The organism is Chitinophaga qingshengii (genome assembly GCF_014529935.1).
GTDB classification, from domain to species: Bacteria; Bacteroidota; Bacteroidia; order Chitinophagales; family Chitinophagaceae; genus Chitinophaga; species Chitinophaga qingshengii.
On sequence record NZ_JACVFC010000003.1, the window covers coordinates 172,137 to 187,986 of the forward strand.

General features: G+C 49.7%; 10 protein-coding genes. 4 read left to right on the forward strand and 6 right to left on the reverse strand.

Features of this window, described 5'->3' with window-relative positions:
• Positions 1-51 precede the first annotated feature (51 nt).
• Positions 52-2,718 carry a ferritin-like domain-containing protein gene (locus ICL07_RS20415; RefSeq protein WP_188089898.1) on the forward strand — a complete coding sequence of 889 codons (2,667 nt, stop codon included), beginning with the start codon at positions 52-54 and terminating at the stop codon, positions 2,716-2,718.
• A gap of 63 nt (positions 2,719-2,781) precedes the next feature.
• Here the strand turns inward: ICL07_RS20415 and ICL07_RS20420 are convergent, their stop codons facing one another.
• On the reverse strand, positions 2,782-3,471 hold the full coding sequence (locus tag ICL07_RS20420; protein ID WP_188089899.1) for a hypothetical protein: 690 nt from the start codon (positions 3,469-3,471) through the stop codon (positions 2,782-2,784).
• Positions 3,472-3,571: 100 nt separating this feature from the next.
• Between ICL07_RS20420 and ICL07_RS20425 the strand changes: the two genes are divergently transcribed.
• Complete coding sequence (locus tag ICL07_RS20425) at positions 3,572-4,828, forward strand: GNAT family N-acetyltransferase (RefSeq protein WP_188089900.1); 1,257 nt, start codon at positions 3,572-3,574, stop codon at positions 4,826-4,828.
• A gap of 40 nt (positions 4,829-4,868) precedes the next feature.
• Here ICL07_RS20425 and ICL07_RS20430 read toward each other — a convergent pair whose 3' ends face one another.
• The 5 genes from ICL07_RS20430 to ICL07_RS20450 all read right to left on the reverse strand — a co-directional run bounded on the left by ICL07_RS20430 (position 4,869) and on the right by ICL07_RS20450 (position 14,391).
• Positions 4,869-6,575 carry a RagB/SusD family nutrient uptake outer membrane protein gene (locus ICL07_RS20430; RefSeq protein WP_188089901.1) on the reverse strand — a complete coding sequence of 569 codons (1,707 nt, stop codon included), beginning with the start codon at positions 6,573-6,575 and terminating at the stop codon, positions 4,869-4,871.
• Positions 6,576-6,600: 25 nt separating this feature from the next.
• Positions 6,601-9,723: a SusC/RagA family TonB-linked outer membrane protein gene (locus ICL07_RS20435; RefSeq protein WP_188089902.1), complete on the reverse strand. Its 3,123-nt coding sequence runs from the start codon at positions 9,721-9,723 to the stop codon at positions 6,601-6,603.
• Positions 9,724-9,902: 179 nt separating this feature from the next.
• A complete protein-coding gene (locus tag ICL07_RS20440; RefSeq protein ID WP_188089903.1) occupies positions 9,903-12,398 on the reverse strand; it encodes a glycoside hydrolase family 95 protein in 2,496 nt (831 codons plus the stop codon).
• A gap of 133 nt (positions 12,399-12,531) precedes the next feature.
• Complete coding sequence (locus ICL07_RS20445) at positions 12,532-13,839, reverse strand: alpha-L-fucosidase (protein ID WP_188089904.1); 1,308 nt, start codon at positions 13,837-13,839, stop codon at positions 12,532-12,534.
• A 15-nt stretch (positions 13,840-13,854) separates the two neighbouring features.
• Complete coding sequence (locus ICL07_RS20450; RefSeq protein WP_188089905.1) at positions 13,855-14,391, reverse strand: SMI1/KNR4 family protein; 537 nt, start codon at positions 14,389-14,391, stop codon at positions 13,855-13,857.
• Positions 14,392-14,630: 239 nt separating this feature from the next.
• On the opposite strand from ICL07_RS20450, the gene ICL07_RS20455 reads away from it, so the two are divergent.
• Both ICL07_RS20455 and ICL07_RS20460 read left to right on the forward strand, forming a co-directional pair.
• Positions 14,631-15,014 (forward strand): DUF4240 domain-containing protein, encoded by a 384-nt coding sequence (locus ICL07_RS20455; protein ID WP_188089906.1) that lies wholly within the window; start codon positions 14,631-14,633, stop codon positions 15,012-15,014.
• 53 nt (positions 15,015-15,067) lie between these two features.
• Positions 15,068-15,610: a hypothetical protein gene (locus tag ICL07_RS20460; protein WP_188089907.1), complete on the forward strand. Its 543-nt coding sequence runs from the start codon at positions 15,068-15,070 to the stop codon at positions 15,608-15,610.
• Positions 15,611-15,850 lie beyond the last annotated feature (240 nt).

Consider the following 15,850-nt stretch of genomic DNA (forward strand, 5'->3'; position numbering starts at 1 on the left):
CCGGGGGATATTTCAACGCGTCATTTTTCAATTTTAAATCAAATACTATCTATGAGTTATCTACAGGTTCCACGCCTTCATTTTGCCGGGAAGTTCCAGGCAGATGTCCCTACTGTCAATAATTATCCAAAACACTATGACAATGAAAATTTTAAACCGGATGATACCATTCGCAGACTTTCCAGCCTGGGCGGCTGGAATCCCGGCGGGAGCGGGAGTTGGAGATTACATGAGTGTGTTGTTCATCGGGTATGTTATGCTGATGGCACCTATTGCGATGATCCTGCAATGGACCCTGTCATAGGCATGCCGATTGGTGCTGCCAATAGCCGCGTTAGCGGTAAGATGGTGGACATTGACCCGTATGAGCAGGTCACCGAAATATGGGGCTTTCAACTCAACCTGGGCGCCGATGCCGATACCGGTTTTACCGGTGATTTTGAACCGGCGGGTTACCGCGATATCTGGCTGCGGGCCGATGAGCCGCTATTTGATACCGGCGAAGCCTCCTGTTATCAAAGTGTACTGTATCTGACGAACTGGAAAAACGCCGCCAATTCCCGTTTCCTGAACGAACTGGCTGCCACCGCTCCCCAGGGCAAACTTCCGGAAACGCTCAGCATTAAATTCAACCTCGACGGTTATAACGGTAACGCGGCAGATCCGCTGTTCACGTTTGGTCGTATCACCGGCTCTATCGGTCAGTATCAGGCGACGGAGCCCCTGCGTTTTGTGTCCGGAAGGGCTTTGTTTCCAGTGGCAGGCGCGCCTTTTACATTGGGTAGCGCTTACTGTGTGATCGATAAGTCCGCCATACAGATTGACCTGGGTAACAGTATGCGGGTAACACAGTCCGGTGGCCCGCTTACAGATGTAGGAAAACTATATCTCGCTACTACCACGCCGGATGCTGTTCCCGTAATACTGGGAGAAATCAATTATGAAGACACTAACTGGTACGCTGCTACGGCAGGTGTGCTCACGGTTCCGCTAACACCGGATAAACTGCGGCTGGTAGTCAACCGGCCTATCGGTGTATTCCATTCCGCCAGCGGACAGTTCCTCTTGCAGGAACATGCCAACGGCGTGTGGTTGCGGGCAGATAACGGTATTTACCGCATGAACCCCGGTGAAACACAGGCGGCGAAGTTCTATGTTACCCAGTTTGGTAAACCGCTGGCTAACAAAAATATTAAACTATATAACAGTCCGTTGCCGGACAACTCATTTGTATCTGCACCTTACGACGCTGTTCCGTTTGTGTCCATCCCTGCGGCGTCGCAGCTGACTTTTGTTGACACCATTACCACTGGTGCAGATGGCACTGCGGCACTGTCTATGAGCGCCAGTGATCCGGGTGCGCCGCGTGGTCCTATTGATGGACAGCTATATTGTATCTCCTACGGTTTCGGTGCTACGTTGCCGGTACCCGGACGGGATATTATGCTCGTACGGGTGTTTACAGACTACCCTGTACCAACCACGCCTACCTGGTTAGAGCATGTGGAACCGATATTCCGGCAGTATGCGAACCTGTACCCGGTGATGAAAAAAGTGGTGGACCTTTCCAACTACGCTGCCGTAATGGAGCGCCTGCATATGATGCAGGGTATTTTTCAGTTGCCCGTTACCAGTCCAAACTATATGCCGGTAACGCGTGATCTCTCCGCCGGTAAACTGGCGATGATCCGCAAATGGTTGCAGGACCCGCGTTATATGCAACTCGATTCTGTAGAGTCTTTAAAACTGGCCCTGCAAACGGCTATTGAGCTGGAACACGCCACCATACCGCCTTACCTGACAGCGCTCTATAGCATTAAACCTGACAGAAATGCTGAAGTAAGCCGGTTGATACGCGATGTGGTAATGGAAGAAATGCTGCACATGGCCCTGGTATCCAACCTGCTCATCGCAGTAGGCGGCAGTCCTGATTTCGTACGCCCTGGTTTTGTACCGAAGTATCCCGGCTCGTTACCGGGCGGACTTCGTGCAGGGCTTACCGTTAGTCTTCGCCGTTGTTCCATTGAACAGATCCGCGATACTTTTATGGTCATTGAGGAGCCGGAAGATGTGATCGAAACCAAACTGAAAGCGGCACGCTCTACCTGGCCGGAACAGAAAAACCTGTATACGATCGGCTGGTTCTATAATGAGATCAGTGCCGGGTTGACAGCCTTGAGCAAGGCCGGCAAAATCACTTTTGGGCATGCAGACCGCCAGGTAAAAGACTGGGGCGGAAGCGGACGATTGTTTGCCATCACCAGCCTGGAAGATGCACTCAATGCGATTGAACAAATCAAGGAGCAGGGAGAGGGCGCTTCACCGCAGAACCCCGGTAACGGCGAGGGCGATCTCTCGCATTATTATAAGTTCGCCGAAATTGTGGCGGGTGCACGCCTGAGGCCGGATGGTACCGGCTTCTCCTATACCGGCGCTAAAATACCGTTCGACCAGGACGGGGTATGGCCCATGCAGGACAATCCGCAACCGCTGCTTTATCCGGATGGCTCCTTAGCCAAACTGTTGTCCGGGCAATTTGCGCAGGCATACCAGTCGCTGCTGAAAGGACTAAACCGTACTTTCAACGGAGAGCCGGCATTCCTGACAGAAACCATCGGTTCTATGTATGAACTGTCGCTACTGGCGAAGAAACTCATGGAAACGCCTTCCGGTTTGGAGGATGGGACTACCGCGGGTCCCGCGTTCCGGTTGCCATAAAGGTGACAAGTAAAAATCCGGTGCAGCGATTGGCTGCACCGGATTTTTTATTTCGTATAGTTGTTACAGTGACTGATCATGGCCTATGGTTTCTATGTTGCCATCTGTCCCAAATATGCGGGTGCCTTCAGGATCGGTCACAAAATATTCTTTCTGGTATTTTACCGCGCATTTGGAGAGATAATCCAGGCAGCTCTGGCACATACTACTGGATACGCCAAAAACTTCCACCTCTCTGGCAGCCATTTGTTTAGCGGCATGGGTAAGGAAAAAAGCGTTTTGTATGGGTCCCCAGTTCGCAACGGCAGGGTACCAGAAGGTATTGTTGCTCTTTAGCTGGTTTTCTTTCCAGGTTTGCAAATCCATTTTCTCCTGAATGGGCGTCAGGCCGGATTCCGTTACCAGCCACACTTCTCCGGCATGTTTACCGGTGGTGATCAGTATCCAGTATATGCCGCAGCCTTCCCGTGCAATAGGGATACTGCCGCATTGCACAACGCCCATTTTTTCTTCGATGAGTTGTTCATCGTTCAGTTCATCCCATACAAACGCTGCTTCAAAAGGGAAATCAACCGGCAGCGCGCGGTCGTACGGCGCCACATGAAAAGGGGACTTGGTGTCCTCACCGTATGGAATAAGGCCGTAGTAACCCAACGGCAGGGATTTGTTGGCTTCAAAAAATTCCTGGTACTGCGTAATAATTTCCTGGTAGGAAACCGGGTTATTCTTTTTAAAGATGTCGAACAATGACATGATGTTGTAAATTGTGGTGGTTGACAATCAATAGGACGATAATCCTGTTTTTTACCTCCCGAAATTAGTACTATTTTGTTGATACCAATCCCCGAAATTTATGGACACCGTGTTACAAAACGCTACTCCCCGGCAGCTGGAAGCCGCTATCGCGGAGAATCACCGGGCTTTATTCCGGCTGGATGCCCGCCTGAGAAACGGTGTGGTGCATGATGAAGCAGGTATCTGCTGGACGTACATACCCGCAACAGATAGCGGCGCCTTACTTTTTCCGGCTATCACTGTAACCAGGCTGGATGAGATCATGGATTTTTACCGGGCGCATCCGAACAGAGGCCTCGAATGCTGGTCGCTGGACCCTGCTGAAACGCCTGATCTGGACGTCTTGTTGCTGGCACGCGGTTTCCAAACCGGCTGGAAACCCTGTTGGATGGCGCTGGACCTTCATGCTATCCATACCGGCTATACGTCGCCGGAAGGGTTGTCGGTACTGCCTGACAACGATACTGACCTTGAGGGCATTGGAAATCTGCCTTATGCCAACAAAGATACCCGTGCTTCAACCGCCATAGGGCGGCAAAACACGGGAACGGCCCAACGTTTTGTGGCCACGCTGAATGGGAATATTGTGGCGCAAACGCTGATGATATTCGGCGGTGGCGTGGCAGGTATCTATAACGTGGGCGTAGTGCCCGAAGCCAGGGGAAAAGGTGTGGGTAAGGCGATTGTGAGCGCCGCCTGTAGCTACGCGCAGGAAAAAGGATATCATTATGCCACACTGAATGCCAATCCCATGGGCCGGCCGGTGTATGAACAACTGGGTTTCCAATGGCTCGGCGATGGCCTTACCTGGTGGATTACAGACGACAGGCTCACTACACGTCCGCCTGCACGGGATCAGATCGCGCTGGCCGAGGCGACGGGAAAAGGGGATATTGCAGCGCTGGAACGTTTCGCCGGAACTGACCTCAATGCCCCGCTCTGCAATGGTATGCGCCTGATAGAACTGGCTGTGCATTGCCGGCAGCCCGCGGCGGCGGAATGGTTGATTGCGCACGGCGCCGATTATGGGGCGCTGCATGCATGGGACTTAGGCTGGAAACACCGCACTGCGGAGATGTTGAAGAAAGTGCCGGAAGAAGTAAACCGGCTGTATGAGGCGTTTCAGTATACGTTACTGCACATAGCCGTGCAGCGGAATGATATGGCATTGGCGGAACTGGTGTTGGCGGCCGGTCCCGACCTGACGATCAGGGATGCTATACACGACAGCAGTGCGGAAGGTTGGGCGGATTTCTTTGATCGGAAAGAAATAATCGCCCTGATAAAAGCTTATCAAAACAATCCCTCAAAATAAAAATTCCGGCCCCCTGAGAGGACCGGAACGTTTATGCCTGTTAGTTATATCCTTTGTTCTGTTCCAGTACGGCGCCGGTATTCTGTGTAATTTCAGTGGAAGGTATCGGCCACAGGTTATGAAACATCTCAATCGTTTGACCGGATTTCGGATTATATCTTTTATCCCGGTCATACAACAATCCTAAACGGGTGAGCGTCACTGCCCGGAACTCTTCCATGTACAATTCCCGCAGGCGTTCATCGAGAATGTAATCTATATTGATTTCTCCTGCGGTGGCTGGCGTAGCCTGTGCCCTGTTACGCAGCACATTGATATCGTCTGCCGCCAGCTGTGTTTGTCCTTTTCCCAGATAAGCCTCCGCTCTTAACAGATATGTTTCTGCCAGACGGGCCATGTATTTCGGTATAAACAGACGGGTAGCGCCGTTCAGCAAAAATCCGCCGAAAGGATTGACTTGGTTGGAGAGAATCGCCGGACCAGCGGCAGATACAAAATCCCCCGCTGATGGCGATGCTTTCCGGATTATCGGGTAGAAGTTGCGGATGGTATCCCTGTAGTCGGCAGGTGCCACTTTTGCCTTGTAACCGTCTTTCACATACCATTTGCCATAATCGGGAGAGGTGGCAGGCACACCGGAAATCCGGATATCCCTGACAATGTTGTAGGAAGAGTTGCGGATATCGCCCGGTGTCCATATTTCATAAAAGAAGTGGGAGGTAGGACGTATCCAGCCGATGCCGTTGGAAGAAATACTGTCCACGAATTTAGCGTTGAACAATAGATTCATCTTGGTTTTGGTGGTGGTTTCGGTGATCCGCATGCCACCCATACTGGGCACCACAGCCCACGCAGTTTGATCGCCGATGGCGGCGGAGTTGTTCAGCGCTGTTTGTATCACCAGCAGGCCTTCATGGTTGCCGGTGCTATAGTTTTGGTTGTTATACTCAAACAAATCGCGGTAAACATCTCCCGGTAAATTAGCTCTTCTGCCAAAGCGGCTGTTCATCAGCGATACACCGGAATAGCTGATCACCTCTGATGCACTGGCAATAGCGCCGTCATAATCTTTCAGGGAAATGAGTACTTCTGTCAGCACATGTTTGGCGATTTGTTTATTCACCGTACCATCCGGTACCTGGTTGATATCGGATAACTGGCCGATAGCCTGTAACAAATCCTTTTTGCATTGCTGATAAACGGCATCCCTGGTAGCGCGTACATAGTCATAGCGTGGAGCAGAGAGCTCGTTCAGCTCCAGCGGCACACCGCCAAACAGGTTGGCCAGTACATTGTAGCAATAAGCCCGGAAGAACAATGCCTGACCCATATAGCTGTTTTTGTCGGCGTCGCTTAACTGGGTGGATTTATTCAGTTGGCTGATGATCAGGTTAGCATTGGAGATGATTTTATAATAGGCGGTCCAGATATTGCCGGGAATTAAATAACTGGGTACCATAGTCGCCTTGTAGGCGTTTAACTTCGCAGCAGGATCATAGTCTGTACCGTTATAAGCGAAGTCCGTGGCATAATACAGCCCGAAATAGGTATCCAGGTTCATATTGCCCATGTAGATATTCCGCACACCGTTGTACAGGTTGTTGGTGGCCTGCTGGAACTGGATAGATGATTGCAGGGAGTTATCGGGAGTATAAATGGACAGCGGATCTTCATCCAGAAAACTTTTGCTGCAGGAAGACAATACTGCACCGATGCCCAACAGGTATATGATGAATCTCTTTTTCATTTCTTACAGTTTACGGGTGAAAGCATTAAAAGGTCACATTTACGCCCAGTGAATAGTTTTTCATCACGGGATAACCGTTCTGGTCAAGGCCGAGGCCGCCCGGCATTTTTAAGCCCAGGGAAGATTTCTGACCGGAAGGCGGATTGGATTCAGGGTCCCATCCGTCCCATTTGGTGATGGTCAGCAGGTTTTGAGCATTCACATACACGCTGGCTGCCTGCAATATTTTTAAACGGTTCAGTAATCCCTTTGGCAGTGTATACGTCAGCGTTACATCCTGCAGGCGGATAAAGCTGCGGGATACATACGGGCCGAAGTTTTCACCCAGCGTAGCAACGTAGGCAGCGATGCTTCTGTAACGGGCATCGGGGTTGTTGGGCGTCCAATAGTCGTACACAAAGCCGTTGTTGTTGCGGATATTGTCCGGATTGAGCAGCATGATACCGGGCGCGCCCAGGTATCCGTTTTTGCCACCCTGAATGGTGTTGATAAAGAATTTTAACTGGAATGCCTTGTACTGGAAGCTGTTGGAGATACCGAGGCTGTAGGAGGGGTCCAGTCTGCCCAGTATCTGTTTATCATCCGGGGTGATGATACCATCGCCGTTGCGGTCTTCCACTTTATACTGACCTGCCTTGAAACCCTGTGCAGCAAGACTGGCAGGGATTTGTTCGCCGATCTGGTACATGCCGGTGATTTTGTAGTCGTATACTACGCCGTAAGGTTGACCGATAAAGTAGCTCAGGATCGGATCGCTGCCATTGAGCAGGTTATTTTTGGTGCCGTCAATATCCAGTACTTTGTTACGGTTCCGGAAGAAGTTGGCGCTTACTTCCCATTTGAAGTCTTTATTGCTCACCGGTATACCGGTAATGTTGATCTCCTGTCCTCTGTTCTGAATTTTTCCGATGTTGATCAGGAAGCTGTTGAAACCGGTGATGGTGGGGGTAGCCCTGGAGTTCAGCAGGCTTTCGGAATTGGAGAAGTACAGGTCTATAGAGCCGAAGAGACGATTGTTGAAGAAAGAGAAGTCCACGCCGGTGTTGAAGGAACGGGTGGTTTCCCAACGCAGACCGGCATTGGGCAACTGGCTCAGGTAAGAACCCAGTTGTGCGCCGCCGGAGCTGCCATACAGGTATCCATTTGATAAACCAACATTCATCTGGGCCAGTGTCTGATAACGGCCTACGGTTCTGTTACCGGTAGCGCCATAGGAGAGCCTTAACTTCAGGTCGTCGAGGAAGCTGACAGACTTCAGGAAATTCTCTTCCTTCATGCGCCATGCAAAGGCAATAGAAGGGAAGGTCGCCCATTTGTGCAGGGCAGAAAAACCGGAGAAACCATCTCTTCTGACAGTACCCGTGAGGATATATTTTTTATCGTAAGAATAGGAGAGCCTGGCCATCTGGTAAAGAGACTGTTCCTGCCAGGGGAGGGTGTCGAGGTTGTTGCCCACCGTGAGACGGGAAGGATCGCCTATGTCCAGCCTGTTGTAGGACAGTACACCGTTGGTGATGCCACCGGCAGATGTTTTGAGACCATCGTGCATGTTTTTTTCCGCACCGTATAACAGGGTCAGGTCTACGCCATGTTTACCGAAATCTCTTTTGTAAGTGAGGATGTTGTCTATGGTCAGGAAATAATCCGTCATATAGGTCTTATACGCGGTAGCTTCTACAGAAGGGGCATCATAATTAAACCGGTTGGCATAAATATAGTTGTTCCCGAAGTTGACGCGATAATTCAATCCTTTGATATATGGAATGTCTACGCTGGCGAAGAAGTTGCCGATCAGGTTGAGGTTACGGTCATAGTCTTTGGACCTCCTGAGTACTTCCAGGGCTGTAGGCGTGGTAGTTTGCTGATAAAATTCCAGCATCTGGCCCGTCTTAGGATCGAAGGGCAGGTTGTAGGGCTTCAGCTGCATGATATCAGAGAACTTGGGAGAAACGCCGCTGTAGTCGTTGATAGAAAGTCCTGTTTGAGCGCCGATAGTGAGCCAGTCGGCCGGTTTGGCCTCTACATTGATACGTACGCTGTTCCTGCGGTAGTTATCATTCATGATGAGGTTCTTCTGATCGAAGTAACCGTAGCCGAGATAGTAGCGGAGTTTTTTAGAGCGACCGCTTAAACCGATGTTATGGTTCATAATCCTGGGACTGGCGTTGGTCATCAGGTCCCACCAGTTGGCTTCGTAGCCGTTGCGGTAGTTATCTGCTTCGATGCCGGGCATTTTCGTAGTGGGGTCCCAGTTAGGATTCATTTTCGTCATATCGTTGGGGTCCCGGCTTTCAGACAGGTACCAGTCGCCCAGTTTCGCAACGTATTGCGCACCGGTAGCAGGCTTCATGCTTTTCTTGGTCATCTCCTGCAGTGAATAGGAACCGCTGTAATCGACGGTGATTTTATCCATACCGGCGCCGCTTTTGGTGGTGACCAGCACCACGCCGTTAGATGCCTGGGAGCCATATACGGCGGCAGCACTGGCATCTTTCAACAGGTCGATGCTGGCGATATCGGATGGATTGATAGAGGTCAGCGAGCCTCTGTAAATGAGTCCATCCACTACGATCAGCGGGGAAGTAGTGCCGGAGATGGAGTTACGGCCACGTACCATGAGGGTAGGATCGCTGCCGGCTTTGTTGACCTGTCCCACCGTGAGGCCAGGTACCGTACCTCTCAGGGAGGACATCACGTTGGCGTTGGGTGATTGTTTTTGTACCTGCAGGTCCGCCTTGGCTACAGCGCCGGTGACGTCCTGTCTTTTCCGGGTACCGTATCCGATCACCACCACGCTGTTCAGTTCACTGACAGTAGATGTCAGGGATAATGACAGCGCCGGATTATCTCCTGCTACAATTTTATATCCTTTAAATGATTTGGTATCGTAACCAATCATGCTCACATTAAAGGCGTAGTTGCCTGCCGGTAAATTTTTAAAAACAAATTTTCCGACATTGTCTGAAATGGCGATGTTAACCCGTTTGCCGTTAGCCGCAGCTTCTATTGTAGCGCCGGGTAATGGCGTTCCCGTCTGATCGGTGACGGTGCCGTTTACATTGCCGGCATTGTTCTGTCCGTAAGATCGAACAACCATAGCACAAAGTGCCAGCATGATGGCAATAGTTGTTTTCCCTATTCCTCCCATAAAACGATTTTTTTTGTGTTAGATATTTTGGTGATAAAGCGATGTCGGGCAGTCATAACAGCTGCCTGTGTTTTCCGTTGTTTGTAGGTATTGAAGTTTCTTTCAGTAACGTGTTTTAAGCTGTAAAAAGATGTTGGTTGAAGTTTATGCAAAGGTTTGCATAAACGGTGAAAAAAAATTTACATGACTTTCATGAGTTGACTGTTGAGCTTTATGACTTCGTTTTTCCGGGTGGGATAACTCACAGATTGGCTGCCTGCCTTAACGTGCAGGGGGCCGCCAAGTCTGGATGTGATAGTTGCCTGTTTCAGTTTTCCGTTTTGCCAGGTTATATCTACTACAAATCCGCCACGGGCGCACAGTCCGGACACCTGTCCGCTGGCCAGCGCATCGGGGAGGGAAGGCAGTAATGCCAGTTCAAAGGTACCGTCGTCTTTCCGGTGCTGGCTTTGCAGCAGCATTTCCGCTATGGCAGCGGTGGCGCCGAAATTACCATCGATCTGAAAAGGCGGGTGATTATCAAAGAGGTTGGGTAATGTTTTTTTGGTGAGCAGTCCGGATAACAAACGAAAGGCATGGTTACCATCATGCAGGCGGTTCCACATATTGATTTTCCAGGCAAGGCTCCAGCCGGTGCCATCGTCGCCGCGGCCTTCCAGTGTTTTGCGGGCAGCCGCCGCCAGTTCGGGGGTACCGTCCATGGTGATCTGGTTACCGGGGTATAATCCAAACAGGTGAGATGTGTGGCGGTGATGCGGTTCTACTTCCTTGTAATCTTCCGCCCATTCCATGATACGGCCGGTAGCGGGACTGATACGCACCGGCGCCAGCCGTTGCAGCGCGGTGGCACAGGAATCCCGGAAAGCCCGGTCTATGCCCAGTTGCTGCGCTGCTGCGATACAATTACCCAACAGGTCCCGGATGATTTCTATATCCATGGTAGCGCCGTAGGTAAAAACGGATTGCTGACCATCAGGCAGCAGGAAAGCATTTTCGGGAGAATAGGAGGGGTTGGTGACCAGTTTACCCGCACAAACCGTTCCTGCAGGTGCTTCCACGAGGAAGTCGAGTATAAATTCCGCCGCGCCTTTCATCAAAGGGTAGCCGCGCCGGGAAAGGAATTGTTTATCTCCTGTATAAGTATAATGTTCCCACAGATGTTGTGCCAGCCAGGCGGCGCCCATGGGCCATATTCCCTGCGGGCCATCGGCTGGCGCGGTAAAACCCCAGGCATCGGTCAGATGGTGTACGACCCATCCTCTGGCGCCGTAGGTCTGCCGTGCAGTACGGGCGCCGGGTTTGGACAGCTCTTCTTCCAGGTCGAACAACGGCTGATGCAGTTCGCTCAGGTTTGTGATTTCTGCCGGCCAGTAGTTCATCTGTATGTTGATGTTGGTATGATAGTCGGCATTCCATGGTGGCGTCATCTGCCAGGCCCAGATGCCTTGCAGGTTGGCCGGCATTACCCCCGGTTGTGAACTGGAGATCAGCAGGTAACGGCCGAACTGAAAATAGAGTGCTACCAGGCCTGGATCGGGGCTACCGGTACGTTTAGCGTACGCCAATCGTTCATCGGTAGGCATGTTAGCCGCTACGGTATCGGGTGTATCAAAACGTAACGCGGAGCGGTCGGCATACCGGCGATATGCCGCGATATGCGCCGTTTTCAGCGTATTATATGTTTTGGCGGCAACTGCTTTCGCATGGCTGCGGCATAGTTGTACCGGATCTGTATTAACAGTGGTGATGCCTTTAGTGAGATTTTTCAGGCCGGGATAATTGGTAGCGCCGGTGATATATAAAACAGCGTCGTTGGCATTTTCTACATGCAGTATGCCTTCTTTTACGTATATCCGTCCGCCGTTAGTCACCACTTTGGCGCGTGCGGCGAATTTGATGCCGCGTGCTGTGCCGCTGGTATCTTTGACAGGCAGCCGCCCTTCGAGCAGCAACGCTGTGGGATCTGTTGCATCGGTGATACAATGGGCATCCTGCTGACGTTTCAGGGTAAGCCTGAAGTTGACGTTACCGGGTTTACTGGCCGTGAATTTTACGACTACCGCGTTGTCTGCCAGCGATGCAAAATTCTCCCGGACATATGTTATGCCATTGGAGGTATATTTTACAGTAGCTATGGCTGTTGCCAGATCCAGGCTGCGGCTGTATGCTGTAGCTTCGGTGGCAGGCTGGTCCAGCCACACTTCTCCCAGTGATTGATAGGGCTTTATTCTTTTCGGGATGCCCAGCATGGTTTCGCCGGCGAGTTTTACAGCTTCATTATTTTTGTTTTCAAACAGCAGCCGTCTTACCTCCGGCAGGGATTTTAAGGCCGCTGGATTATCGGCATCCATCGGATAGCCGTCCCATAAAGTACTTTCGTTTAACTGTATCCGTTCATCTGCTACGCCGCCGAATATCATAGCACCCATGCGGCCGTTACCGATCGGTAAGGCTTCTTCCCATACCCGGGCGGGGTTCCGGTACCATAATATGTTTTCACCTGATGGTTTATTCACCTGCCCGCTGCAATGCGCCCTGTCTTCCCATTTGGCGGTGACGTCAGTAGCCCTTTCCGCCGCAGGGGCGGCGGTTTGCGCATGTACAGCAGTGGCGTATAACACCATTCCTGTTATCCAGCTATATCGTTTGTACGCGGAACTTGTAGGTTGTAACATTCATCTGTTGTTTTACAGGGACAACAGGAGGAAATTATAAAATAAATAGCATCACCGGCGGCAAATTTCAGCCACCGGTAAAATAATACCAGCAATTGATTAATTAATATTTGAAGCGACAGGAAACAGGGCACTATTTCACTATCGGAAGGGTTTCTGTATTACTATCTGTTTCCAGAGCAATCACATATTGTAATTTCCCTTTCAGCCCGGTGGGTAGTGTTAGCCGATAAGTAGTATCTGTTGTTGTCAGCATTACATTAGCGCCGCTCATCGTGTGTGCGTTCCTGATATGAACACCAGGAATAGCTTTCAGGGATATTTCCGGAAGAAGCGTATTCAATACATGTATATAGATACGTTTGCCCTGGCGGGTGGTGACATAGTCTTTAGCCGGTTCGTAAGGACCGCCCAGGGTGTTGTAAACCGCCGTGCCGTTGAGTTTCAGCCAGTCGCCGATTTCTTTCAGGCGTTTGACCTGCCGTGCTTCAATGCGGCCGTCGGGCATGGGACCTACGTTTAACAGCAGGTTACCGTTGCTGCCGGCGGTTTGGGAGAGTATAGACAAACATTTGTCCAGGGATTCCATTTTATCATTCGGTTTCCAGGCCCATTGCTGGCAGATAGTAAAACAACTTTCCCAGGGAGTAGACATATTTAAACGACCTATCACTCTTTCAGGGGTGTCGTAGTCGCCTATCATTTTACCGGCATCGATGTTTTTGTTTTCCATTGCTGCAAACTCTTTCCCCAGGCGATTGTTGGTAATAATGGAAGGTTTCAGCTGCGTAACATAGGCATAGATCTCCTTGCCCAAATCATCCGTCCAGGGGCTTTCCCATTGTCCATCAAACCAAAGCATGTAAGGATCATATTGCTCAATCAGTTCTTTCAGCTGGTGTTTCATATAAGCCACGTATTTGCCCATATCCGACTTTGGGTCGGGCTGGGCGTTGTAGGCCGAATGAAGCGGATAATCAGGATGATGCCAGTCCAATACAGAATAGTAAATGCAGAATTTGATGCCCTGCTTTTTACAGGCTGCCTGTAAGGCTTTTACAATATCTTTTCGATAGGGCGTGTTGGAAATGTTGTAATCCGTGTATTTCGTGGGCCATAAACAAAACCCGTCGTGGTGGCGGGCGGTAATGGTTAAATACTTCATCCCTGCATCCTTGGCCGCTTTAACGCAGGCGTCCGCATCAAACAATACGGGATTAAACTCTTTGTATAAACTGTCATAGTCGCTGATAGGTACTTCTTTGTCCCTGCTCCAGCCTATTTCGGCGCCTCGGAGGCTAACGGGGCCCCAGTGAATAAACATGCCGAAGCGGTCGTTCATAAACTGCCGGAGCGCGGTTGTTTTCGACGGCGTTTGTGCGTACCCGTAAGAAACGCAGACGGATAGCAAAAACGAGAGGAACAGGTGGTTTGTTTTCATAAGTGGTTTTTTAGATCAGGTCAGTACCTTAAATCCTTCAAAGACCGCTTTCAGCGGCTGTGTATGGAAATTTAGAACGGATTTGAAATGTTCAGGGGAAGTAACCTTCCGGATAAATTCCGGTAAAGAATTACCGGCGAAATAAATACCGGAAGAAAAAGCGGTGCAATAGATAGGATATTCTCCGTCGGGAAGCGGGTGCCGCATATCCCAGAATAAAAAATCTTCGTTTTCACTGCGGGCGAATGGTATGGCATGTTCAATCAGTTCAATTCCCTGCGGGTCTTCACGGATCACAAATAACGGCGGGTTCAGATAGTCATCAAACAAAAACTTTATTTTGCGGTGTTGTACCAGCCAGGAGTCCGGGTAATCACCCAATGGCACATAAACGAGGAACAGCTCGCAGAGCCTTCCATAGCCCAGTTCTTTGCAAAATGCCTGATAGGAAGGTGGAAAGGCGCGTCCATCCGGGAAACGGAACGTATCCAGGTAGGTGCTGTCTCCTGGTGTATGTGTGTGGGAATGATTCGTTACTATTTTCTCGTACATGCGAATGAAAGTAGTGACTTTTTTTAGCATCGGTGTAAAAACTTCGGCAAGCCCATTTTTTAAGGCTGCTGAGTTTGGAGGTGATGGCCGTCATCCTGTATTCCAGGATATAGCTGTACATTTTGTGAACGGGTTGTTATAGGGAAGAATTAGAGGCTCAGGTTTCCAATAAATAATGATCAAACCATTGACTTGTGTCAAAAACGGGGATTGTTAATTTAATTACTATTTTTACATATATGAGTAATGCAGTAGTTAATTTTGATCATATCAGCGACTGGTTTTGGGATATTATCAGCCGCGCAGCGGAGAACAGAAACACCCTGCGGGAAATCCTGCTGGCTATGGATAAAGCAGACATCCTGCGATTCCAGGAGCAGTTTGTAGATGCAGCCGTGGAACTACAGGACGAGCCTTTTACAGACTATATGGAGGAATCGGAAGATGGCATAGAAGACATTTCCCACTGGGTTGTGAGTAGAGGAAAAACGTTTTACGCCGATATCGTGGAACACCCTGAAAAAATACCCCGTACTGTAACCGGTAACACAGATGTTATTTTGTATGGTATTGCAGATGAAGTTTGTGTAGATAAGTTTGGGGAATCCACTGGTATTTATTGAGGCGTGATAAACTTTTGGTAATCGTCATACATCCACCTATAAAAGAAAATACATTGGAGAGAGAGCAATATGATTTATTTACTTCCCTGGTAGACGTTTACAGCCAGGCCATGAAGGAGGTGAATACCGAAGCGCTGTTCAGGGAAAGGAATACGCTTGAAAGGGTGACCGGAATGATGGCGTGGAACCTGCTGCCCTACGATCAAAGAAGGAACCGGCGATGGCAGCTGCTCCAGATATTGATGAAAGGGGGAGATGAGGAGGGTAGGTTTAAATTTAATCATCTGTTTTGTCAATGGGACGATAAAGTGACCGCCGCCATTCAGCTGTTGGAGTCGCTGATGCCGGATGAACAGGACCCGGTAGAGAAAGGGTTGTTGTTCAGGCTGCATGCTATGTTTTTGACCGAACAGTATTTACTGAATATTAATAAAGATCCCGAAAGGTCGCTGCACAACGATTATTATGTTATGATGGGCGCGATGGATGATTTCTACCAGAGTAAGCACGCTATGCAGGTAGGTGTAGCTGACCTGCAATCCCATTTTACAGAGATGTATAGAAACTGGGAAAAAAGACCCTATAGAGATGTTTAAACCAGATAAGTTTGCAGCATCCACAGGCATCCCTTACCCCTTGATTACATTAGTGTAAAGAAATTTTTAATATTAAATTAGATTATATTATATATAATACAATATATTTGTTGGCAGGTAATAGAGCGCTGTTACATGTTATTGATGAATTATCCCGTACCTGAATGTAAATAAATACCTATGTAGCCCATTGATAGTACCCTGTCAGTAGAGGTGATCCCAATTCTATCGTATATGCCG